Genomic DNA, 22775 nt, shown 5'->3' with positions numbered 1-22775 from the left:
TCAGGCCCCGGTGTCCCCCGCCATCGCCTGCCCGCTGGGCAGTTCAGCACGGTGCACGTCAGGCTCAAGGTAGATGACCCGCGCCATCGGCACGGCCGTGCGGACACGCTCCTCCGCAGCGTCAATGAGCCGGGCGATGTCCAGTCCGGACTCCGCGGCGCCCACCGTGATCTTGGCGGCGACGAGCAGTTCTTCCGGCCCGAGGTGGAGAGTCTTGAGGTGGATGATGCCCGTGCCGTCGGACTCGATTGCTGTCCTGATCTTGGCGACGTCGTCCCGGGTCGCGGATTCGCCGAGCAGCAGCGATTTCGTTTCCAGCGCGAGAACTACGGCGATGGCCACGAGCAGCAGGCCGATCATGGCAGTGCCGAGGGCATCCCAGATGCCGTCTCCCGTGAGCAGGGTCAGGCCTACACCGAACAGGGCAAACACAAGGCCAAGCAGGGCGCCGAGGTCCTCAAGCAGGATCACCGGCAGCTCGGGCTGCTTGGCATTCCGCACGAAGTTAACCCACGACTGCGAGCCGCGGACGTGGTTGGATTCGATGATGGCCGTGCGGAACGAGAAGGACTCGGCAATGATCGCGCCCACAAGGACGGCGAGCGGTACCCACCAGAAGTCCCCCTCGATGGCATGCGGGTGCTGGATCTTGTCCCAGGCCTCATACAGGGCAAACAGTCCACCGACGCTGAACAGCACGATCGACACGATGAACGCGTAAATGTAGCGTTCGCGGCCGTAGCCGAAGGGGTGTTCTTCGCTTGCGGCCTTCTGGGCACGTTTTCCACCAACCAGCAGGAGAATCTGGTTTCCGGAGTCGGCCACGGAGTGGATGGCCTCGGCCAGCATGGAAGATGACAGGGTCAGAATGAATGCGACGAACTTCAGGACAGCGATGGTCAGGTTTGCAGCCAGAGCCGCGACGATCGCCTTGGTACCGCCACTTGCAGCCAAGGGGCTTCACCTCTTTACGGGAAGATTACAAGGGAATGGACACGGCCGCATGCCGGGCCGTCTGGTAAATACCGTACCCGTACGGCCCGAAGCAGAGCACCAGACATGGCGCTCCGACGCCACGAATCCTTGAAACTAAGCGTGCTGACAAATAATCGCGCGCTGTGTTAGCTTGAAGCCATATCGGGACTGACACTAATCGATCCCGACGAATATGAAGGAGGAGACAATGGGTTTTCTTGCTTGGATTATTCTCGGCCTGATCGTAGGCGCAATTGTTAAAGCCGTCATGCCCGGCAGGGTTGGCGGCGGCTGGGTCACCAGCTTGGTATTGGGCGTCGTGGGCGCCATCGTTGGTGGCTGGATCGGCAGCCTTCTCTTCGGCAAGGGTGACCTGGCGTTCTTCGACCTCGGCACCTGGATCCTCGCCATCATCGGCGGCCTCGTAGTCGCCGGTATCTACGGGGCAATCACCGGACGTAACAGGACCACCTGAGACTACTAGGCGCTGGTTAGCCGCTAGGCATACCAGCTGCACATGAAAAGCGGGGATCCACCAGTTGGTGGGTCCCCGCTTTTTGTCTGTCCAACAGGTGCAGACTGTCCCGAGACCGGCCGGCGCCTAGGCTGGCTGTTGGGACTGGATCGGCCGCTGGGAACGGGCACTGGCGTACAGGCACACGGTGGCCGCCGTTCCGAGGTTCAGGCTTTCGGCGGCGCCGTAGACGGGAACGGCCACCCGGTGGTCTGCCAGTGCCAGCTCGGCCTCGGACAGACCCTGCGCTTCGTTGCCGAAGAGCCAGGCAGTGGGGCTCTCGAGCGCGTACTCGGAACCGGCCGTCGACGCTCCGAGCCGCCGTGCAGCGCTCTCGTCCTGGAGGCTGTCGAGGTTGAGCTTGCCGTAGCCGTCCGCGGCCAGGACGCCGATGCCGCGGGATCTGCACTGCGCCGCCAGATCGTCCACGTCGGCGGCCAGCACCACAGGCAGGTGGAACAGGGATCCGGCCGTCGACCGCACCGCCTTAGGGTTGTAGATGTCCACGCTTGAGCCTGTCAGGACTACCGCATCAGCACCGGCGGCGTCTGCGGCCCGGAGGACAGTGCCGGCATTTCCGGGGTCTCGAACCTGGCAGAGCACGGCAATCAACTGCGGTCCGGCGTCGAGTACCTGCTCAAGGCTCACGTCCAGGAAAGCGCAGACCGCGAGAATGCCCTGCGGGGTGACGGTATCCGCCATCGCGGCGAGCACTTCGTCGGTGACAAGGTATGCCGTGGTGCCCTCCGCGAGTGTCTCCAGGTCCGGGTGCCGGTCCAGGCAGGACTCGCTCGCGTAGACCTCATAGACGATGCCGGGCTCCCCCGCGGCCACCCGCTTCTGATGCCGCGTCAGTGCCTCGCGCACCGCCTGCGGCCCCTCCGCGAGGAACTCGCGGCGCTTTAAACGGGCCGGGCGCCCGGCAAGCTGTGCCACCTTCCTCACCCGATCGGCTCGGGTGTTGGAGAGTGGAAAGTCTTGCGGGCGCCCGGTTTCGTTCATATAAGAACCTTAGTGGCAGTTGCCACCGGTCCTTGAACCACCAGTTGCTGTACTACTCGGCAGCGGCAGCGGCCGGCTTCTTCGCAGCAGGCTTCTTGGCGGCAGGCTTCTTGGCAGCCTTTGCCTTGGGAGCCGCAGCCGCTTCAGCCTTGACTGCGGGAGCTGACGTGTCGGCAGGCAGGGAGTCCTTGGCAACCTTGACCAGCGCTGCGAAGGCGTTGGCGTCGGAGACGGCCAGCTCGGCCAGCATGCGGCGGTCAACCTCGACCTCAGCGGCCTTCAGGCCCTGGATCAGGCGGTTGTAAGTCAGGCCGTTGGCGCGGGATGCAGCGTTGATGCGCTGGATCCACAGGCGGCGGAAGTCGCCCTTCTTCTTCTTGCGGTCGCCGTAGCTGTACACAAACGAGTGCAGCAGCTGCTCTTTGGCCTTGCGGTACAGGCGTGAACGCTGTCCACGGTAACCTTTGGCGCGTTCGAGGATAACCCGGCGCTTCTTGTGGGCGTTTACCGCCCGCTTCACACGTGCCACGTGCGTACTCCTTCAAAAATCTGATCCCAAGCGTCTACTGCCGGTAACCCGGCCGGCCTGAGAAGGCTTATTGGTAGTTGACTGGTGCCAGGTGGCATTCAGTCAGAGTGCTTGGAAATTAGATGCCGAGCATCTTCCGGATGACCTTGGCGTCGCCCTTGAAGACGATCTTGTCGCCGGCGAGGCGGCGGGTCAGCCTGGAGGACTTGTGCTCGAGGTAGTGGCGGCGGTTGGCCTGCTGGCGGCGCAGCTTGCCGCTGCCGGTCAGCTTGAAGCGCTTCTTAGCACCACTGTGGGTCTTCATCTTCGGCATGGGAACCGATCTCCTAACGTATCCGCGGACAAGGTCCGCAGTTCTTTCGTGCAGCCGCCCCTGCGGACGGCATGCTGGTTGCTGACTGCCTGAAGGCGATACCTTCCGCAGTTGTGAACTAAATGGTCTTCTTACCTGACGGCTTCGGCGTGGCACGCGGCGCGGGGCGCGCAGCGGGCTTCGGCGCGGCCGGCCTGGCCACCGGCTTCGGCGGAGCAGGAACAGCTGCAGGCTTGGGCGCTGCCGGAGCAGCCTTCTCAGCTTCTGCCGCCTTCGGAGCAACAGGCGCTGCGGCCTTCGGAGCGGCCGCCGCCTTGGGAGCAACAGGCGCGGCGGCCTTCGGAGCAGCCGTCGCTGCCTTCGGCGCAACAGGAGCCGCCTTCGGCGCAGCAGGCTCTGCCTTCGGTGCAGCAGCCCGGGGTGCCTCGCGCTTCGGCTCGGCCTCCTTGACAGCCTTGGGTGCTTCCTCGGCGGGAGCTTCAGCAGCCGGAGCTGCTTCGACCGGAGCCGAAGGCGCTTCGACGGCGGCTTCCGGAGCGGCCGCTTCAGCTGCTGCCGGGGCGTCCTGCACCGTTTCCTCGGTGGAAACCTGGAAGCCTTCAGGCAGGAGATCGGCGAGCGACTGCGTCAGGGGTGCCTGATCGTCACCTGAAGTGTCGACCCGGCCTGCTGCCTTGGCTTCGTTCTCGGCCTTGGCTTCAGCACGCTGCGTTGCGCGGCGGGCTTCAGCCTTGGCTTCCGCCTTGTTCTTCAGCGGGCCGATGACCATGACCATGTTGCGGCCGTCGATGCGGGGGCTTGACTCCACCACACCAACTTCATTGACGTCTTCAGCGAAGCGCTGGAGCAGGCGCAGGCCCATTTCCGGGCGCTGCTGTTCGCGGCCACGGAACTGGATCATGGCCTTGACCTTGTCCCCGGCTCCGAGGAAGCGAAGGGCGTGGCCGCGCTTGGTCTCGTAGTCGTGGGTGTCGATCTTCAGGCGGAACCGGATTTCCTTCAGTACCGTGTTGGTCTGGTTCTTGCGGGCCTCACGGGCCTTGACTGCGGCCTCGTACTTGTACTTACCGAAGTCCATCAGCTTGCACACCGGAGGCTTGGCCTGCGGTGCGACTTCAACGAGATCAAGATCGGACTCGGCAGCCAGACGCAGGGCATCCTCAATACGGACGATTCCTACCTGTTCGCCGGCAGGGCCGACCAGCCGCACCTCAGGGACGCGGATACGCTCATTGATTCTTGGCTCGCTAATGTTAAAGCTCCTGTGTTCGTGATGGGTATTCCACCGGCAAAATAGAGAAGGCCCCCAATTGCCGGAGCAATCGAAGGCCTCGAGGATCGGATGTGCAAGCCCCGCAGGGACTGCACGCGGTTGTCAGGCTCATGCCTGATGAAACCGCCCGACCTTTACCCGGCAACCTTGCTTCCCGTAAATGCTCGGGAAAACGGCTGACGCGGGTGGGAGAGAACTCCGCTTGCAAACTGATTGTCAATTGTACAGAAAGCTACCCGCTTCCCGCACATTGCGGTCAGTGGGTCTCATCCACGGCAAAATAACGACATCCAGTCGGTCTGTGACAAGCTTACCGTATGAGCACTCCAGACAGTAATTCACACGTTTACCAGGCCCCCGGTGAGCAGGCCGACGTTTCACAGCAGGTCCGCGACATCGCCGAAGTTCCGGCCATCGAGGTCATCACCACCGCCGCCGTGCACCTCATGAGCGCCGCTGCCGTCAAGCTCGGCCTGGCTGCCGAAGAAAATGCGGAAGAGCTCAAGGACCTGGACGAGGCCCGCAAGCTCATCACGGCCCTCGCCGGCCTCGTGACCGCAGCCGCTCCGGAGATCGGTTCCCAACACGCCGGGCCGTTGCGTGACGGCCTCCGCTCCCTGCAGCTCGCTTTCCGCGAAGAGTCGATCATCCCCGATCCGCCCGGCAAGGGTCCGGGCGAAAAGTACACGGGGGCAGTGAACTAAGCCCCGCACACGAAGAACCCCGACGACGGCGGGCTGACCTGGGGAGGTCGGCCCGCCGTCGTTCCGTTAAGCCCTGGCCGCGCGCTGGCGCCGGCGGCGCTGCAGCGTGAGTCCGACGACGCACAGCAGAACGCCGGCGACGCCCACCGAAACAAAGCCGCCCCACGGTCCAACGCCGTCGATGAACACACCGGCCAGCGGCGCACCCAAGGCCACACCGGCGGTGAGCGCCGATCCGTACCAGCCCATCGCTTCGCCACGGCGCCCCTCGTCCACGAGGTCGGCGACCTTTTCCGACGCCGCGGAGAGCACCGGAGCACAAAGGAGACCCGGCAGCAGGGACAGCAGGCTCAGGGTGAACGTGTCTGTGGCGAACCCCATCGGAATGGTCAGGGCGGCCATGCCCAGAAGCAGGAGGAACGGCGACACGGGGCGGTGCATGGCGCCGTAGACCAGGCCGCCGAGGACCGACGCCGCACACCAGAAGACGAACACAATCCCGATTTCGCGTTGGTGCCCTCCGGTCTCCAGTGCCGCCACGATGCCCACATCGGTGCCGCTCAGCACCATGCCCGCCCCGGCGGCGACGGCAAAGACCGCGGCAACGGCCGCCGTGAACCAGGCGAAGTTGTGCACGACTTTGTTCCGGAGGCCCGCCCGGCGGCGGCTGCCCGCGGCGGCGGGCCGGAGCTCGGCGGCAGCTTCCTGAAGGTGGGCGGGGGCAGCCGCCACGACGGCAACTTCGGCTGCCTCCTGCTCGTCGGCCTCGCACGTCGCATCGCGGTCCGCACTGCGGGTGGGCGGGTTGAACCACATCAGGAACAGGCCGGCCAGGGACGTAGAGACGCCGACGATCGTCAGGCCGAGAACCGAATGCCCGCTCGTGGCGACGATCGCTCCGGCGGCCGGCCCGATCATGAACACCACCTCGGTACTGATGGCATCGAGTGCGAAGGCGGTCCTGCGCTGGTCAACGTCTGCGAGAACGCCCAGGGACTGGCGGACGACGCTGAAAATGGGCAGTGTGAGCAGTCCCCCGACGAACACAAGCGGCAGCAGCCACTGGTAGGAGACGTGCGGCACTATGGACCAGATGACGGTCTCGGAAACGACTGACGGTATGAGCGCCGTCCGAAGTCCGGCAGTGTCCACGCGCCGCCCCCGCCACGGGGCGCCCAGCGCAATGCCAATGGTCATGACCGCCGCTGCCGCTCCGGCGGCGGCGTAGCCCTCTCCCAGGGTCAGGACGATATGCAGGGTCAGGAGCACGCCGGCCGCCGAATGCGGTATCCGCGCGATCATGCCGACGACCAGGAGCCGCCGGATGGGCCTGATGGCCAGCAGCTCCCGGTACAGGGTGAAATTCACAGGTAGGTCCTTAGTTCCGCCGCCGGGCAGCAGCGGGACGGACCACCTGGGACCGCCGGCTACTGCGTGGCGCGCCTTAGCTTGACTTCGATCGAGTCAACACGCTCACCAAACAATACATTCCGGCTCCAGTCGCTTTGGAGGCCGGCAACGAGGGACTGGACCGCGGCGGCATCCAGCCCGTCCTCAAGATAGAGCACCACGCGCAGTTCCGGCCCCGGCCCGCCACCGTCCATCCGGGCACCCGAGGCCGTTGCTGCCGCCACGCCTCCGCCGGGAAGGACGTCCAGGCCGCGGACCGCCGGACGGGCTTCCGCGGCGGAACGCAGCACTGCTGCCAGCTCGGCATCGCGGTAGGCAGGTACCCACACCTTCTGCTGCGCCAGCGCCCAGACAGCCGGACGCCGCACCACGAAGGTGACCTCGGATCCCGGATCCACCACCAGCAGCTCAGCACCTTCGGCCACGGCGGACAACGCCGCCCGCGCCGCGTAAACCGCAACCGGCCTCGCCTCGGGGTGCCACGCTGCCAGGGCCTCGGCTGAGCTGAACACCGGCATGGCCAGACGGCCGTCGGGCGCCTTCAGCGTCACCAGTGCCATGTCCGCCTGCTTGTCCGCATGCAGCCCGTCCACGCCTTCGGCTTCCTCGGCCAGCTGGGCCACGATCGGAACGAAAACGCGCGCTGTGGCCAGCGACAATACGACGGCGCCTTCGTCGCCGTCGCCCGTGAGGAGACCCGAGACGGCGGCGAGGTACCCCGCGTCCGCTGTGCCGTCGTCGTCCTCGAAGTTGTGGATGCTGGCGTTCTCACCCTCTAGGCTGCGGCCGGCCCAGGGCTGGCCGGCGGAATCGGTTGCACCGCCGGCACCGGCAAGGGCAGCCTGGATATGCCCCGGAAGGCGGCGCACCGGAGCCTGTTCCTCTGCGCTTTCCGCTCCCTCGGGCGTCCGTCCGTGCTCGGCCATGAGGAGGCGCTGCCTAGCGGCGGCCGGCGACGTCGAGGGCCTCCGGGAGGGTGAATGCCCCGGCGTACAGGGCCTTGCCGACGATGGCACCCTCGACGCCGAGCGGAACCAGTGAGCGGAGGACCTTGAGGTCATCAAGGCTGGAGATGCCCCCGGAGGCCACCACGGGCTTGCCGGTCTTCTCGACCATCTGCCGCAGCAGTTCGACGTTGGGTCCCTGGAGGGTGCCGTCCTTGGTGACATCGGTGACCACGTAACGGGCGCAGCCGGCGTCCTCGAGGCGGGCCAGGACGTCCCAGAGGTCGCCGCCTTCTTTCGTCCAGCCACGGCCGGCGAGCGTGGTGCCGCGGACATCCAGTCCGACGGCGATCCGGTCGCCGAAGCGCTCGATGGCCCGCGCCGTCCAGTCCGGATTTTCCAGGGCGGCAGTGCCGAGATTCACACGGGCCACGCCCAGGTCCAGCGCCTTTTCCAGCGACTCGTCGTCGCGCAGCCCGCCGGACAATTCAACGTTGATGTCCAGCCGGCCCACCACTTCGCGCAGGAGTTCGGCATTGGAGCCTCGGCCGAACGCAGCGTCCAGATCCACCAGGTGGACCCATTCCGCGCCCTGCTCCTGCCAGTTGAGGGCCGCCTCCAGCGGAGTGCCGTAGCTCGTCTCGCTGCCGGCTTCACCTTGCACCAGGCGGACAGCCTGGCCGTTCACGACGTCGACTGCGGGGAGCAGTTCCAGTACAGGAAGCTCGGTTTGGCTGATCATCTCGTGTCCTCAGTTCTCGTGTAGCGCTGTTTCCATGAAGCTGCTGTTGTTTCCGTGGAGCGCTGTTGTTTGCGTCAAGCGCCTTGCCGCCGGAGAGTCCGGCCGGTGCGGGCTATTGGCCGGGCAGGGTCAGCAGGTACGCGGCCAGCAGCGACATGACTGCCAGCACGTAGAACCCGATCTGCGTCCAGAGCGGCTTCTTCTGCTGCCGAAAGGACAGTGCGCCGCCGACCAGCAGGCCGGCGAGGCCCATCAGCACGATGGACCACATCTAGACGTCCGCCACAGGTGCTGCCGAGCCAGCCGGCGTGGTGTCCGCCGGCGCGGCGCCCGCCGCGGGGGCTGCGTGCCGGTGCTGGTGGCTCCGGAGCCCGTCCACCCAGTTCTTCAAAAGCCTTGCGCCGGCATCCCCCGACTTTTCCGGGTGGAACTGGGTTGCGCACAGCGGTCCGTTCTCGACGGCGGCGATGAAGGGCGCGCCGTGCTCCGACCACGTCACGAGCGGCGGAGCCATACGGGGCTGTACGACGTCGAAGTCCCAGTCCTGGACGCCGTAAGAGTGCACGAAGTAAAAGCGCTCGGACTCCACGCCTTCGAAAAGCCTGGAGCCTTCCGGGACCTTGACGGTGTTCCAGCCCATGTGCGGAACGACCTCTGCGGGCAGGAGTTCGACCTTGCCCGGCCACTCCCCCATGCCCTCAGCTTCGGTTCCGTGTTCGACGCCTGCCTCGAACAGGACCTGGAGGCCAACGCAGATCGCCATGACGGGACGGCCACCGGCGACGCGGCGGCCGATCATCCGGATCGCGTCCACTGCTTTGAGCTCGCGCATTACGGTTTCGAAGGCGCCCACGCCGGGAACCAGCAGGCCGTCCGCGTTGAGAACGTCCTCGGCTTTGGAACTCAGGATGACCTCGGCGCCGGCGCGCTCAAGGGCACGGACGGCGGAACGGACATTGCCGGAACCATAGTCCAGCACCGTGACCGTCGGCTTGCCCTCCGGGGACGCCGGCTTGAGGGTGGCTGAAGGATCGATGATGGCGCCCTCCCGCAACACCTTGCCGGTCACAGTGCACCCTTGGTGGACGGAATGCCCTCAACGCGGGGGTCCGGTTCCACGGCCGCGCGCAGTGCCCTGGCGAAGGCCTTGAACTGGGCCTCGACGATGTGGTGCGGATCGCGGCCGGCGATGACGTTCATGTGCAGGCAGATGCCCGCGTGCAGCGTGATGGCCTCGAAGACGTGCCTGGTGAGTGATCCCGTGAAGTGGCCGCCGATCAGGTGGTACTCCTGCCCCGCAGGTTCACCGCCGTGCACCAGGTACGGCCGGCCGGAAACGTCCACAACGGCGTGCGCGAGGGCTTCGTCCAGCGGCACCGTGGCCTCGCCGAAGCGGCGGATACCAGCCTTGTTTCCGAGGGCGATGCGCAGCACCTCGCCGAAGGTGATAGCAACGTCTTCGACCGTGTGGTGCACGTCAATGTGGATGTCGCCGGTGGCCTTGACGGTCATGTCGATGAGTGAGTGCTTGCACAGCGCGGTCAGCATGTGGTCGTAGAACGGGACGGAGGTGCTGATGTCCGACACTCCGGTGCCGTCGAGGTTGATCTCCACCAGCACCGAAGATTCGCTGGTGGCACGCTCCAGGCGTGCAGTGCGGGCCTCGGCAGCCTTGATTCCGGTGTCGCTCATGGTGATAGGTGTCCTTTTTGACGAAGGAGAGTGCAGGCGTTGCTTGGTCTACGCTCAAGTTTAGGCCGGAAGCGCCGCCTGCCTGGCCAGGATGCTTTCCAGCGCCTCCAGGAATGCTGTGGTTTCCGTCTCAGTTCCGGCCGTGACCCGCAGGTGCCCGGGGATGCCGACGTCCCTGATCAGCACGCCCGCATCCAGCAGCGCCTGCCAGACGTCGTGGGGGTTTTCCAGGCCGCCGAAAAAGACGTAGTTGGAATCCGATGCAGCCGGCCGCAGGCCCATCCGCGTCAGTTCAGTGACGATGCGGTCGCGTTGCCGCTTGATGTCCTGGACGTCCGCCATGAGCGCCTCGCGGTGGTGGAGTGCCGCGAGGGCCGTCGCCTGGGTAATGGCCGACAGGTGGTACGGCAGGCGGACGAGGCGCAAGGCGTCGGTCACTTCCGGCGCCGCCGCCATGTAGCCGAGCCGGGCCCCGGCCAGAGCGAACGCCTTGCTCATGGTCCGGGAGACGATGAGCCGCTCCCGGCCCGGCAGCAGGGTGAGGGCGCTGGGGGTGCCGTCGTGGGCAAACTCGTGGTACGCCTCGTCCACGATCACGACGGTCTGGCTGTCCTCGCCGGCTTCATAGACCGCCCCCACCACATCCAGGCCGAGGCCGGTGCCGGTGGGGTTGTTGGGTGAGCAGAGGAACACGATGTTCGGCTGGAGTTCACGGACCTGGCGGGCCGCGTCCTCGGCGCTCAGGCCGTAGTCCCCGGCGCGCTTGCCGGCGAGGTAGGCTGTGTCGGTTCCGCTGGCGAGCAGCGGGTACATGGAGTACGTGGGCGGGAAACCGAGCGCCGTGCGCCCTGGCCCGCCGAAGGCCTGGAGAATCTGCTGGAGGACTTCGTTGGAGCCGTTGGCAGCCCAGATGTTCTCGGCGCCAAGCCCGTGGCCAAGGTATTCGGCAAGGGCTTCCCGGAGTTCGGTGAATTCACGGTCCGGATAGCGGTTCAGGCCCGCGGCGGCCTCGGTCACGGCTACGGAGATGGCGGCCCTGACATCAGCCGGCACGCCGTGCGTGTTCTCGTTGACGTTGAGCAGAATGGGGACGTCAAGCTGCGGCGCACCGTAGGGTGTCAGCCCCCTCAGGTTGGTCCGGAGGGGCAATCGGTTCAGTCGCTCAAGCTGGTCACTCACCTGAACAGTTTAAGTGCCTCGGACGGCGCGGCTGAAACTGTGACAAATGTGGCGGGGTCCGAACCCCGCAGGTTCCCTGATTACTTGGATGGAACAAAGAGCTGCTGGCCCGGCATGACCCGGCCGCCGTCCAGATCGTTCAGCTGGACAATATCCGCGATGACATCGCGCGGGTCCCGGCCGGGGTCCACCGCTCCGGCGATGGCCCACAGGGATTCCCCCGGCTGCACCGTGACGGACACCGCCGGCGTTACTGCCAGTCCGCTGGAGGTGTCGGCCGCCTTGGCCGGCGAGTTCAGCAGTCCGGCCAGGGACAGCAGAATGGCGGCCAGCAGGACCAGCGGCAGCCCAATCAGGACGATCCGGCCGCGGCGCGTGAGCCGCAGCCGCGGCGGCTTGACGGCCTGACCGCGCACCGGCGTACCCGGCAGGGAACCCTGCCGGAGCTTCTTCCGCTCCGCTTTTTTCATGCCCCGCGAAACTGAGCGCCGAGCGGTTGTTGACGTTGACATGACTGTTGAAGCTGACATGACCTGAGCCCTCCTGGACCAATCTGTGCTGCCCGGTTTGTGCCCGTCCGCTGGCCGATCGCCGGGATATTCGAATAACCCCGCGGCCCCGCACCTGGACTAGAACACATGTTCGAACTTTGCTTTCCTTAGTTTTAGCACTTATCAACGAATTAAGTCGAGACTCGCTAGAACAAATGTTTGAAAAACCCGTAGGGCTGGCCTACGTTTGGAATCAAAGAACAACCACATCTGCAGTTGATCAGCAGGGTCTGACAATTTCAGTCCGGAAGTTCCCGGCAACTGCAGCCACGGATGCCGGGTGGAATGAAAGGCGTTGGCAAACATGGCAGCACAAGCCTCCGGCGGCACGGCTCCCCAGCGCAGCCAGCGGTCTCAGCGGACACCCAAGGGACTCACCGTCCGGCAGAAGAGGATCCTGGAAACAATCCAGCGGTCGGTCAATGAGAACGGGTACCCGCCGTCCATGCGGGAAATCGGCGACACCGTTGGCCTAGCCAGCCTGTCCAGCGTCACGCACCAGCTCTCGCAGCTGGAGAAACTCGGTTACCTGCGGCGCGACCCCAAGCGCCCCCGGGCCATGGAAGTGCTCATGCCGCTCACCCTGGACGCGGGCGGAGCGAAGGCCCCGGCCGCGGAGAAGGATGCCGCGCTCCACAGCGCGGGAGACGGAACAGTTTCGCAACTGCCCAGCGCCATGGACACGGCCATGGTGCCGCTGGTCGGCCGGATCGCGGCGGGCGGGCCCATCCTCGCGGATCAGGTGGTGGAAGACCTCATGCCGCTGCCGCGCCAGCTCGTGGGCCACGGCGAACTGTTCATGCTGAGGGTAGCCGGCGATTCCATGGTGGATGCCGCCATCTGCGACGGCGACTGGGTGGTGGTCAGGCGGCAAAGCGACGCCGCAAACGGCGACATCGTCGCTGCCCTTCTCGACGACGAAGCGACCGTTAAAACGTTCCGCCAGCGGGACGGGCACACCTGGCTGCTTCCGCAAAACACCCAGTACGAACCCATTCTGGGTGACCACGCCGTGGTCATGGGCAAAGTGGTCTCCGTACTGCGTTCGCTCTAGGTACTTGGAACCGCGCCGTACCTAGGACCGCGCGGCGCCTAGGACCGGGCGCCTGCCAGCCTCTCCAGGGCAGCCATGGCGATCTTTCGGTCGGTGGTCGGCCAGAACGGCGGAAGCGCGGCACGGAGGAAAGCTCCATAGCGCTCGGTGGACAGCCTCGAATCCAGTACCGCCACCACGCCCTTGTCGTCAGTGGACCGGATCAGTCGTCCGGCGCCCTGGGCGAGCCTGATCGCCGCGTGCGTGGCCGACACCGACATGAACCCGTTGCCGCCGGCCTGGGCAACAGCCCGGGAGCGTGCGGTCATCAGCGGGTCGTCGGGCCGCGGGAACGGGATCCTGTCAATCACCACGAGCCGGCACGAGCCGCCCGGGACATCCACGCCCTGCCAGAGGGACATGGTTCCGAACAGGCAGGTGTCCGGCTCGTCGGCGAACTGCTTGACGAGGGCCGTCATGGTCGAATCGCCCTGGCACAGGATGCTGAGGTCCAGCCGGGGGCGCAGTGCCTCGGCCGCGTCCTCGGCGGCACGCCTCGACGAAAAGAGGCACAGGGCCCCGCCGCCGGAGGCGCGGATCAGCGATTCAAGCTCGTCGAGGGCCTCAGGCGAGGTTCCCCTGCCCGGCTTGGGCAGGTGGCCGGCCACATACAGGATGCCCTGCTTCGGATAGTCGAAGGGAGAGCCAACGTCCACACCGGTCCAGCTCGGCGCGCCCTCGCCCACGAGGCCGAGCCCGCCGGCCGCGGGTTCGAAAGCGGAGCCAATAGCGAGGGTGGCTGATGTCAGCACCACGGTGTGGCCGGCGAACAGGCCTTCCCGCAGCCTGCCCGCGACGCTAAGCGGGGCGATATTGATGAGGGCGGGCGACGATTCGTCCGGCGCCGAATAGCCCTGCTGCGGATCGAAGGTGCTGTTCCGCGAGAACCACACCACCTCACGGTTTTCCCGCGACGCCAGCAGCCGTTCACACAGCTCCAGAATCACCAGGAGGCGCGAGCGCGCGAGCTGCCGCCCGCCGTCGGGCGTGTTGTTGCTGTCCCCCTTGGAATCGGACAAAGCGGCCCGACACGCCTCGCGGAGCTGGTCCACGCAGTCCAGCTGTTCGTCATTGAGCCCGTTCGGGAGCAGGCCGCTGGGCACCGCGGCGATGGCGAGTTCGAGGTTCGCGGCGGCGGTGTTGAGCGCATCCACGGTGATGCCGGTGTGCTTGCGCGCGCCCGAGGCGGCCGCGTGGACCATGGCCACCGACAGCTGCCCGGAGACGGCTCCGGTCACCCTATCTTGGAGTTCGTGGGCTTCGTCCACCACGACGACGTCGTATTCGGGCAGTACGGCCAGGCCCTCAAAGGCGCTGACCGCGAGCATCGCGTGGTTGGTGACCACGACGTCGGCCTCGGCGGCGTTGTGCCGCGCGAGTTCACTGAAACACTCCGCCGCCAGCGGGCACTTCTGCGCCCCGAGGCATTCCATGGAAGTGACCGAGACCTGTCGCCAGGCCCGGTCCGTCACGCCTGGGAGGAGTTCGTCGCGGTCCCCCGTGGCGGTCTTTTCCGCCCACTCGCGGAGCCGGACCACTTCCTTGCCGAGCTGCGACGACGGCCCGCCCATGGCCGCGGCGAAATGCGGCACGCTGGTGTCCTCGCCCAGGGAGAAGAGCTGGCCTTCGGAAGGCTCCTCCGAGGGGAAGCCGCCCTCAAGCTTGTGCCGGCACACGTAGTTGGACCGGCCCTTGACGAGCGCGATCTTGACGGGCCGGTCCAGGGCCGGGGTGATGGTCTTCAGCAGCCGGGGAAGGTCCCGGCCCACGATCTGGGTCTGCAGCGCCAGGGTGGCCGTTGACACCAGGGTGGGCTTGTCGCTTTCCAGCGAGTGGGCGATCAGCGGGATGAGGTACGCGAGCGACTTACCCGTACCTGTACCCGCCTGGACCAGCAGGTGATCCCCGGTTTCGATCGCCCGGGCCACCTGACGGGCCATCTCATGCTGGCCGCTGCGGCTCTGACCGCCCATGCCGGCCACCGCGCGGTCGAGCAGTTCGATGACGAACTGCTCGCCGGCGTTGGCATCGGCGTGGTCCGCCGCCCGCTCAGTCATTGCTGATAAAGGATTCCAGTTCAGCCGCGAGGCCTTCCCGGACCATGACCACGGCGCGAGTGCCGCCCTCTTCGTGCTCCAGGCTCAGGATCTCCGCGTCGGAGTCGTGGAGCTTACTGATCAGGTCGCCGCGGTGGTACGGGACGAGCAGTTCCATCTTGACGCTGGGCCGCGGGATGGACTCGCTGATGGCCTTCAGCAGCTCCGGGATGCCTTGGCCGGTGCGGGCGGACACCACGACGTGGCGCGGCTCGCGCTGCTTCAGCCGCTCCACGACGAACGGATCTGCTGCATCCGCCTTGTTGAGCACGATGATCTCGGGCACCTTGCGGGCGTCCACCTCGGCAAAGACAGAGCGCACGGCGGCGATCTGTCCCTCGGGATCGGGGTGGGAGACGTCCACGACGTGAAGGATCAGGTCCGAATCCGCGACTTCCTCGAGGGTGGAACGGAACGCCTCCACGAGCTGCGTGGGAAGCGAACGCACGAACCCCACGGTGTCCGCCAGCGTATAGCCCAGCCCGTCAGCGGTTTCGGTCTTGCGGACGGTGGGGTCCAAGGTGGCGAACAGGGCGTTCTCCACCAGGACGCCGGCGTCCGTGAGCCGGTTCAGCAGGGAGGACTTTCCGGCGTTGGTGTACCCGGCGATAGCGACCGACGGCACCGCATTGCGACGGCGGTTGGCCCGCTTGGTTTCCCGGGCCGGCTTCATCGCGGCGATTTCACGCCGCAGCTTGGCCATCCGCGTCCGGATCCGCCGCCGGTCCAGTTCGATCTTGGTTTCACCCGGACCACGTGACCCCATGCCGGCGCCGGCGCCGCCCACCTGGCCACCGGCCTGGCGGGACATGGACTCGCCCCAGCCGCGGAGGCGCGGGAGGAGGTATTCCAGCTGGGCCAGCTCCACTTGGGCCTTGCCTTCGCGGCTCTTGGCGTGTTGGGCGAAGATGTCGAGAATGAGCGCAGTGCGGTCGATGACCTTGACCTTGACGATGTCCTCGAGTCCACGGCGCTGGGACGGTGCCAGTTCGGCGTCCACCACCACGGTGTCCGCACCGGTGGACATCACGATGTCCTTGAGTTCCAGGGCTTTGCCGGAGCCGAGGAATGTGCCGGGGTCGGGCTTGGCGCGGCGCTGGACCAGCCCGTCGAGCACCTCGGAGCCTGCGGTTTCCGCCAGCGCGGCAAGTTCGCGCAGCGAGTTCTCGGCGTCGGCCAGGGTGCCTTCCGTCCACAGTCCGGCCAGTACCACACGCTCCAGCCGCAGCTGCCGGTACTCGACTTCGGTGACGTCTTCGAGTTCGGTGGAGAGCCCCGCCGTGCGGCGCAGTGCCCGGCGTTCCTCGAGATCCTGCTGATCGCCGTCGAACAGGCTGTGTTCCTCGTCGAGCCGGGAAATCGCCTGCGCCTTGCCGAATACCGACCTGTCGCCGGAGCCGTCCGCCGGGGCGGCGTTCTTGGCCGGGACGTCCTTGGCGAGGATCCGGTCGATGACAGCTTGGATTTCCTCAGGACTCATGTCCTGGGCTGCCGGTTCGGATCCGGGGTTTTGCTGACTGGTCATGGTCTCCTTAAAAGGTTCTGCATCTTCAGAATAGTGCTGATTGCTGCCCTTGGGCGCGGTATTCGCGCTGGGCTGACGGCGAGGGGTCATGGAGAGTCTCCTGTGAGGCCCGGCGCATAGGCCTGGGCCGGTCAATTGATCTGAGTGGGGGTGTTGCGGCGCGCCGGGCGGAAGGCTAATGCCTGCATCGCACCGGGAGGGTAAGTCACTGCCCGTGCCGACCGCCGGGACGGCGGCTGCTCGGCCAGCCTGACGGGGCCGGCTACTCAAAGATCAAGAACATGCCTTACAGACTAGCAGACGTCCCGGCCCGGTTTCCCTTGTGGGCGGGTGGCCCACTAATCTGGCCAGTTATGGAGTCTGCCCACTATTTCAGCGCCTCGCCCGCGGGGCCCTTCACCCGCAAGCCCCTCACGGTGGAACTGGCGGGTGAAACGCGGAATCTGCAGACCTCCTCCGGCATCTTCAGCCCGGACGGCATCGACAAAGGCACGGCTGTTCTGCTGGCGGAAGTTCCCGCGCCGGCTCCGCAGGGAAACCTGCTGGACATCGGCTGCGGGTGGGGTCCGATTGCATTGACGATGGCGCTGCGCGCTCCGCATGCACGGGTTTACGCCGTGGACGTCAACGAGCGATGCATCGCGCTCACCACCGGGAACGCTGCCCTGCTTGGCCTGGACAACGTCACGGCCAGCACCCCGGAAAATGTTGATCCGGAGCTGCGCTTCGACACCATCTGGTCCAATCCGCCCATCCGGATCGGCAAGGACGAACTGCATTCACTGCTGCTGCTCTGGCTGCCTCGCCTGGCCCCGGGCGGCTCCGCCTGGCTCGTGGTTCAGAAGAACCTCGGCTCGGATTCCCTGCAGCGCTGGCTGGCCGAAGCACTCGATGACTCGTTCACCGTAAGCCGGGAGAGCACGTCGAAGTCGTTCCGGATCCTGCGCGTCAGGAAAGCGTCCCGGTAGCAACGATCGCTGCCGGTCCGCTGAGCTCCACGTGCTCGCGGCCGTCGGCCACGGTGAAAAACTTAACCCCGACGACGCCGCCCGGCACCTTCACGTACCAGGCGTCCGGTGCGCCCTGCCCGGCCCAGTGACGGATAGCCACAGCCGCGGCACACGCTCCGGTTCCGCACGACTGCGTCTCGCCGACGCCGCGCTCATGGACCCGCATGGTCACTGTGCCGACGCCGTCGTGGACCAGCGGCTCTGCCGGGACGACGAACTCGACGTTGGTTCCGTGGGGCGGGGTGGGGTCGACATGCGGCGCTGTGAAAAGCCGCATGCCCTCCAGCTCGGAGAGTTCAGCCAGCGCGACGACCGTATGCGGGTTGCCCATGCTGACGGACAGAGCCGGGCGCGGCACTTCCAGGCCGTCGGCGCCGACGAGGGAATCCATGGCGCGCGCCGCTGCCTCAGCCGGGAAAATGAACTCCCACGGGCCCATGTCGACGGCGTATCCGTTCAGCGTGCGGACAATGGTCTTGGCCCCTCCGCGTGTACCGATGGTGAGCGAACCGCCGGCCGGGAGCTCTGCCAGGCCTTCGGCGAGGAGGAAGTGGACGAACACGCGGACCCCGTTGCCGCACATCTCCGACAGTGAGCCGTCCCCGTTCCGGTAGTCCATGAACCATTCGGCGTCGGGGTGGGACGTAAGCAGCTGCCGGCCTTCGTCAAGAAGCCGGGAAGGGACGGCACGGATAAGCCCGTCGCCGCCGATACCGCGGTGCCGGTCGCACAGCACTGCAACCTGCTCAGGGGAGATGGAGTGCAGGCCCTCGGGGTCGGCGATCAGGACGAAGTCGTTACCCGTGCCGTGGCCCTTGGAAAAGCGGAGGCCGCTCAGTTCCGAGATGGCGGACTCAGCTGTTTCTGCAAGGGTTTCATCCATGGCTCAAGGTTACCTGCACGCCGTCGGGGTCCGGAAAACGGGCCCTCAGGAGCAAAGCGCCGCGGCCTTGGCAGCGAGGGCGGGATCCTGCCAGTCGAGCCAGCTGATGCGGGGGTCGGCACGGAACCAGGTGAGCTGGCGGCGGGCGAACTGCCTCGTGGCCACTATGGTCTCCTCGGTGGCCTGTGCGATGTCCGCCTCGCCGTCGAGGACCTTGAGGAACTGGGCGTAGCCCAGGGCGCGGGGCGCGGTCCTGCCCCGGCGCAGCCCGGCCGCATCGAGCCGTTCAACCTCCGCCAGCAGTCCGCGCTCCACCATCCGGTGGACGCGTTCGGCCAGCCGCGCGCGGAGCAACTCCCGGTCCACCTCAAGGCCGATCTGCACCGCAGGCTGGACGTACTCCCGGGTCGGCATGAAGGAGCTGAACGGCCGCCCTGTCAGCTCGAAGACCTCGAGCGCGCGAATGATTCGGCGGCCGTCACCGAGCCGCCCGGCGGACACCGGGTCAACGGCCCGCAGGCGCTCCAGCAGTGGGGCCGTCCCGACGGACGCGTGCTCCTGCTCGAGCCGGCCGCGGATTTCGGGGTCGGTACCGGGGAACTCCAGGACGTCGAGGGCGGCCCGCACGTACAGGCCGGACCCGCCGGCCAGGATGGCCCGCTTGCCGCGGCTGTGGATATCGGCGACGGCGTCCCTTGCCAGCCGCTGGAAATCGGACACCGACGCTTCCTGGGTGACGTCCATAATGTCCAGCAGGTGGTGCGGGACTCCCCTGCGCTCGGCATCGGTGATCTTGGCCGTGCCGATGTCCATGCCCCGGTAAAACTGCATGGCATCGGCGTTGATGACTTCGCCGTCCAGGGCCAGGGCGAGTTCGACGGCGAGGTCGGACTTTCCCGAGCCGGTGGGCCCGACGACGGCTATGACGGGCGGCCGTTCCGGGCTGACCGCCGGGACGCCCACGGCTCCGGAACTTTCGTCCACGTTAATTAGCGGCTCCGGACCGGAAGGGAGGGCATGCCCAGCGACACGCCGGTCTTCCCCGTAGTGCCGGTGGAGCCCGGTGCGGGGGCGCCGCAGGAGTCAGCCTGGGCCCTGTCCCAGGCGTCGCCCGCGCGTGAACGCCGCAGGGAGTAGTCCGCGGGCGTTGCCGGATCAGCGACGAGGTGGAATGCAGCTGCTTCCGTCACCGTGACTGTCACGAGGTCGCCCGGGCGGGGCGCCGGGGCTCCGGCGGGGACGGAGAAGTGGACGAGCCGCTGGTCCTGGGAGCGCCCCGAGAGCCGGTGGGTCTCCTCCGCCTTGCGGCCGGACTGGGCGGTGACCATGACCTCGAGGCGGCGTCCGAGCTGCTTCGCGTTCTCCTCGGCGGCAATGCGGTCCTGAAGGGCCGTAAGCCGTTCAAAGCGTTCCTGCACCACAGCCTTGGGCAGCTGGTCCGGCAGGTCAGCGGCCGGTGTGCCGGGCCGCTTGGAGTACTGGAAAGTGAAGGCCGTGGCGAAACGTGACTGTTCGACGACGTCAAGGGTGGCTTGGAAGTCCTCTTCCGTCTCCCCCGGGAAGCCGACGATGATGTCGGTCGAGATCGCCGCGTGCGGAATCTTCGCCCTGACCTTGTCCAGGATTCCGAGGAACTTCGCGGAGCGGTAGGACCGCTTCATGTCGCGGAGGACCTTGTCCGAGCCCGACTGGAGCGGCATGTGCAGCTGGGGCATGACGTTGCTCGTTTCGGCCATGGCGTCGATGACGTCGTCGGTGAACGCCGCCGGGTGGGGGCTCGTAAAACGGACCCTTTCCAGTCCCGGGATCTCGCCGCAGGCGCGAAGCAGCTTGGAGAACGCCTGGCGGTCGCCGAATTCCACGCCGTACGAGTTGACGTTCTGGCCCAGGAGCGTCACCTCGATGGCGCCGTCATCCACCAGGGCCTGCACCTCGGCGAGGATGTCCCCGGGCCGGCGGTCCTTCTCCTTGCCCCGCAGGGCGGGGACGATGCAGAACGTGCAGGTGTTGTTGCAGCCCACGGAGATGGACACCCAACCCGAGTACACGGAGTCGCGCTTGGTGGGCAGGGTCGACGGAAAGACGTCCAGCGACTCGAGGATCTCGAGCTGTGCTTCGTTGTTGTGGCGGGCCCGGTCCAGGAGCGCCGGCAGGGCACCCACGTTGTGCGTTCCGAACACGGCATCCACCCACGGCGCCTTCTTCAGGATGGTTTCCCGGTCCTTCTGGGCCAGGCAGCCGCCGACGGCAATCTGCATGCCCGGGTTGGCTTCCTTGATGGGCGCCAGCATGCCCAGGTTGCCGTACAGCTTGTTGTCCGCGTTTTCCCGGACGGCGCAGGTGTTGAACACCACGACGTCGGCCTGGGCGCCGTCCGCAGGCACGTAGCCGGCGGCCTCGAGCATCCCCGCCATCCGCTCGGAGTCGTGGACGTTCATCTGGCAGCCGAACGTTCGCACCTGGTAGGTGCGGGGCGCGGCGGTGGCGTCGGTTGCTGGAACGGTGCCGGATGCGGGGGAAGGATAGGTCAGACTCACCCGTTAAGCGTACCGGCTGCACCCAACTCCCTCAGCCCGGGTTGCCAGGCTCCTGGGCCGCCTGATGCCTGAGCGGCCGCGGCCTGAGCCGAATGTCGCTTAGCCGCCTGATGCGGCGTCGAGCACCTCGCCGACGATACGGAAAGCCTGCGACGGCTGGTACCCCTTACGGGCAAGCATGGACGCCAGACGGCGCGTGGCCTTGTCACGCTCAGAGCGGTCTGACAGGTCAGTCCCCGGCCGGAGGCGCCGTTCCACCAGCTGGCGGGCGGCCGCTTCCTCGTCTTCGTCGCTGAGCTGCGCCAGGGCCGACACCGCAACGTCCCCTTCGATGCCCTTTTCCGCCAGCTCCCTGCGGAGGGCAGCCTTGGCCAACTTGCGTGTCTGCGAGCGGCTCCGCACCCACATGTCGGCAAACTCCGCGTCGTCAACCAGCCGGACCTCTTCAAAACGGTCCAAGACTGCAGAGGCGACGTCCTCGGGAACATTGCGTTCCGCCAGCTTGCGCTCGAGCTGGAGCCTGCTCTTGGGCGAACTGGTCAGCTGGCGGAGCACGATGGCGCGCGCCACCGCCGCAGGGTCTGGCTCCCTGTCCCCCGCGAACCTGTCCTCCGCCGACCCGTCCTCCGCGAATGCGGAGGGCGGGGCAGACTCCTGGGCGGCAGACGCGGCGCGGCGGTTGCGGTTAGAACCCGTCAACGGCCTTCAGCTTCGGGGAAGCCTCGGCGTCGGCAGCCGCGGGGGTCACACCGACGCCCAGCTTTTCCTTAATGAGCCGTTCCAGTTCCGCCGCCAGTTCAGGGTTGTCGCGAAGGAAGCGCCGGGAGTTTTCCATGCCCTGGCCGAGCTGGTCACCGTCGTAGGTGAACCAGGAACCCGACTTCTTGATGATGCCGTGCTCCACGCCCATGTCGATGATGCCGCCCTCGCGGGAGATGCCCTGACCGTAAATGATGTCGAACTCGGCAATCTTGAAGGGCGGGGCCATCTTGTTCTTGACGATCTTCGCCTTGGTCCGGTTACCCACGGAATCGGCGCCTTCCTTCAGCGTCTGGATCCGGCGGACGTCGATTCGGATGGAGGCGTAGAACTTCAGTGCCTTGCCACCGGTGGTGGTCTCCGGCGAGCCGAAGAAGACACCGATCTTTTCGCGGAGCTGGTTGATGAAGATGGCGGTGGTCTTGGTCTGGCTCAGCCGGCCCGTGATCTTTCGCAGAGCCTGGCTCATGAGGCGCGCCTGCAGGCCGACGTGGCTGTCTCCCATGTCGCCTTCGATTTCCGCACGCGGCACCAGCGCGGCCACGGAGTCGATGACGATGACGTCAAGAGAGCCGGAGCCGATCAGCATGTCCATGATCTCCAGCGCCTGCTCACCGGTGTCCGGCTGGGAGACCAGCAGTGCGTCAGTGTCAACACCCAGCTTGGCCGCGTACTCGGGGTCGAGGGCGTGCTCGGCGTCGATGAAGGCGGCGATGCCGCCCTGCCGCTGGGCGTTCGCCACAGCATGCAGTGCAACGGTGGTTTTACCGGACGATTCCGGTCCATAGATCTCCACGATCCGGCCGCGCGGCAGTCCGCCAATTCCCAGCGCCACGTCCAGGGCGATGGATCCTGTCGGGATAACCTCGATGGGCGCCCGGACTTCATCACCCAGCCGCATGACGGAGCCTTTGCCGAACTGCTTGTCAATCTGGGCAAGCGCTGCTTCAAGCGCCTTTTCACGATCCGGGGCTGCGGCCATGGTTCACACCTCTAATGCTTTCTCGCTTTGGAGTGGCCTATACGGCCCGTTTTCTGTCATCA

At 66.5% G+C, this 22775-nt stretch carries 24 protein-coding genes; 4 read left to right on the top strand and 20 right to left on the bottom strand.

Annotated features, from left to right (window positions below):
- Complete coding sequence (locus CXQ90_RS04890; protein ID WP_104137373.1) at positions 1-954, bottom strand: cation diffusion facilitator family transporter; 954 nt, start codon at positions 952-954, stop codon at positions 1-3.
- A 229-nt stretch (positions 955-1183) separates the two neighbouring features.
- Here CXQ90_RS04890 and CXQ90_RS04885 point away from each other — a divergent pair, with 229 nt between their 5' ends.
- Entirely contained in the window at positions 1184-1450 is a 267-nt protein-coding gene (locus CXQ90_RS04885) for a GlsB/YeaQ/YmgE family stress response membrane protein (protein ID WP_104137371.1), read from the top strand.
- A gap of 126 nt (positions 1451-1576) precedes the next feature.
- On the opposite strand, the gene CXQ90_RS04880 is transcribed toward CXQ90_RS04885, so the two are convergent.
- The 4 genes from CXQ90_RS04880 to infC form a co-directional block, all read right to left on the bottom strand.
- Entirely contained in the window at positions 1577-2491 is a 915-nt protein-coding gene (locus tag CXQ90_RS04880) for an RNA methyltransferase (RefSeq protein WP_104137370.1), read from the bottom strand.
- A 52-nt stretch (positions 2492-2543) separates the two neighbouring features.
- The gene (gene rplT / locus CXQ90_RS04875; RefSeq protein ID WP_104137368.1) at positions 2544-3020 is read right to left on the bottom strand and encodes a 50S ribosomal protein L20; all 477 of its coding nucleotides are present in this window, start codon (positions 3018-3020) and stop codon (positions 2544-2546) included.
- Between the two features lie 118 nt (positions 3021-3138).
- Positions 3139-3333 (bottom strand): 50S ribosomal protein L35, encoded by a 195-nt coding sequence (rpmI, locus tag CXQ90_RS04870; protein WP_009358635.1) that lies wholly within the window; start codon positions 3331-3333, stop codon positions 3139-3141.
- A gap of 118 nt (positions 3334-3451) precedes the next feature.
- Positions 3452-4543 (bottom strand): translation initiation factor IF-3, encoded by a 1092-nt coding sequence (infC, locus tag CXQ90_RS04865; protein ID WP_258064362.1) that lies wholly within the window; start codon positions 4541-4543, stop codon positions 3452-3454.
- A gap of 380 nt (positions 4544-4923) precedes the next feature.
- Between infC and CXQ90_RS04860 the strand changes: the two genes are divergently transcribed.
- Entirely contained in the window at positions 4924-5310 is a 387-nt protein-coding gene (locus CXQ90_RS04860) for a DUF1844 domain-containing protein (protein WP_104137365.1), read from the top strand.
- 66 nt (positions 5311-5376) lie between these two features.
- On the opposite strand, the gene CXQ90_RS04855 is transcribed toward CXQ90_RS04860, so the two are convergent.
- The 8 genes from CXQ90_RS04855 to CXQ90_RS04825 all read right to left on the bottom strand — a co-directional run bounded on the left by CXQ90_RS04855 (position 5377) and on the right by CXQ90_RS04825 (position 11747).
- Complete coding sequence (locus CXQ90_RS04855) at positions 5377-6678, bottom strand: MFS transporter (protein WP_104137363.1); 1302 nt, start codon at positions 6676-6678, stop codon at positions 5377-5379.
- A gap of 59 nt (positions 6679-6737) precedes the next feature.
- Positions 6738-7646, bottom strand: coding sequence for an SseB family protein (locus CXQ90_RS04850; protein ID WP_104137362.1), 909 nt, complete (start codon positions 7644-7646; stop codon positions 6738-6740).
- 13 nt (positions 7647-7659) lie between these two features.
- Positions 7660-8406, bottom strand: coding sequence for a bifunctional 1-(5-phosphoribosyl)-5-((5-phosphoribosylamino)methylideneamino)imidazole-4-carboxamide isomerase/phosphoribosylanthranilate isomerase PriA (gene priA, locus CXQ90_RS04845; RefSeq protein WP_104137360.1), 747 nt, complete (start codon positions 8404-8406; stop codon positions 7660-7662).
- 112 nt (positions 8407-8518) lie between these two features.
- Complete coding sequence (locus CXQ90_RS22265; protein WP_181038424.1) at positions 8519-8677, bottom strand: hypothetical protein; 159 nt, start codon at positions 8675-8677, stop codon at positions 8519-8521.
- Positions 8678-9475: an imidazole glycerol phosphate synthase subunit HisH gene (hisH, locus tag CXQ90_RS04840; protein WP_104137359.1), complete on the bottom strand. Its 798-nt coding sequence runs from the start codon at positions 9473-9475 to the stop codon at positions 8678-8680.
- Positions 9472-10098, bottom strand: coding sequence for an imidazoleglycerol-phosphate dehydratase HisB (gene hisB / locus CXQ90_RS04835; protein WP_104137358.1), 627 nt, complete (start codon positions 10096-10098; stop codon positions 9472-9474). The genes hisH and hisB overlap by 4 nt, the downstream gene beginning before the upstream one ends.
- 60 nt (positions 10099-10158) lie before the next feature.
- Complete coding sequence (locus CXQ90_RS04830) at positions 10159-11277, bottom strand: histidinol-phosphate transaminase (protein WP_104137356.1); 1119 nt, start codon at positions 11275-11277, stop codon at positions 10159-10161.
- A gap of 80 nt (positions 11278-11357) precedes the next feature.
- A complete protein-coding gene (locus CXQ90_RS04825; RefSeq protein WP_104137355.1) occupies positions 11358-11747 on the bottom strand; it encodes a LysM peptidoglycan-binding domain-containing protein in 390 nt (129 codons plus the stop codon).
- A gap of 385 nt (positions 11748-12132) precedes the next feature.
- Between CXQ90_RS04825 and lexA the strand changes: the two genes are divergently transcribed.
- Positions 12133-12882: a transcriptional repressor LexA gene (lexA, locus tag CXQ90_RS04820; RefSeq protein ID WP_104137353.1), complete on the top strand. Its 750-nt coding sequence runs from the start codon at positions 12133-12135 to the stop codon at positions 12880-12882.
- Positions 12883-12920: 38 nt separating this feature from the next.
- Here the strand turns inward: lexA and CXQ90_RS04815 are convergent, their stop codons facing one another.
- The gene (locus CXQ90_RS04815) at positions 12921-14978 is read right to left on the bottom strand and encodes an ATP-dependent DNA helicase (RefSeq protein ID WP_104137352.1); all 2058 of its coding nucleotides are present in this window, start codon (positions 14976-14978) and stop codon (positions 12921-12923) included.
- On the bottom strand, positions 14971-16542 hold the full coding sequence (gene hflX, locus CXQ90_RS04810; protein WP_104137351.1) for a GTPase HflX: 1572 nt from the start codon (positions 16540-16542) through the stop codon (positions 14971-14973). The genes CXQ90_RS04815 and hflX overlap by 8 nt, the downstream gene beginning before the upstream one ends.
- Positions 16543-16895: 353 nt before the next feature.
- Between hflX and CXQ90_RS04805 the strand changes: the two genes are divergently transcribed.
- Positions 16896-17510 (top strand): class I SAM-dependent methyltransferase, encoded by a 615-nt coding sequence (locus CXQ90_RS04805; protein WP_104137349.1) that lies wholly within the window; start codon positions 16896-16898, stop codon positions 17508-17510.
- Here CXQ90_RS04805 and dapF read toward each other — a convergent pair.
- The 5 genes from dapF to recA all read right to left on the bottom strand — a co-directional run bounded on the left by dapF (position 17491) and on the right by recA (position 22713).
- Positions 17491-18435 carry a diaminopimelate epimerase gene (dapF, locus tag CXQ90_RS04800; RefSeq protein ID WP_104137348.1) on the bottom strand — a complete coding sequence of 315 codons (945 nt, stop codon included), beginning with the start codon at positions 18433-18435 and terminating at the stop codon, positions 17491-17493. The two genes, CXQ90_RS04805 and dapF, sit on opposite strands and share 20 nt — an antisense overlap.
- Positions 18436-18480: 45 nt before the next feature.
- Positions 18481-19419, bottom strand: a complete 939-nt coding sequence (gene miaA / locus CXQ90_RS04795; protein WP_258064361.1) for a tRNA (adenosine(37)-N6)-dimethylallyltransferase MiaA — start codon at positions 19417-19419, stop codon at positions 18481-18483.
- A gap of 5 nt (positions 19420-19424) precedes the next feature.
- Positions 19425-20972, bottom strand: a complete 1548-nt coding sequence (gene miaB / locus CXQ90_RS04790; protein ID WP_104137346.1) for a tRNA (N6-isopentenyl adenosine(37)-C2)-methylthiotransferase MiaB — start codon at positions 20970-20972, stop codon at positions 19425-19427.
- A gap of 99 nt (positions 20973-21071) precedes the next feature.
- Positions 21072-21542: a regulatory protein RecX gene (locus tag CXQ90_RS04785; RefSeq protein ID WP_104137463.1), complete on the bottom strand. Its 471-nt coding sequence runs from the start codon at positions 21540-21542 to the stop codon at positions 21072-21074.
- Positions 21543-21657: 115 nt separating this feature from the next.
- Positions 21658-22713, bottom strand: coding sequence for a recombinase RecA (gene recA, locus CXQ90_RS04780; RefSeq protein ID WP_104137345.1), 1056 nt, complete (start codon positions 22711-22713; stop codon positions 21658-21660).
- Positions 22714-22775: the final 62 nt, after the last annotated feature.

The organism is Arthrobacter sp. ZGTC131 (assembly GCF_002929275.1).
In the GTDB taxonomy this organism is placed as follows: Bacteria; Actinomycetota; Actinomycetes; order Actinomycetales; family Micrococcaceae; genus Arthrobacter.
The sequence above is the reverse complement of the archived record's forward strand: the minus strand, read 5'-3'. Positions and strand labels throughout refer to the sequence as shown.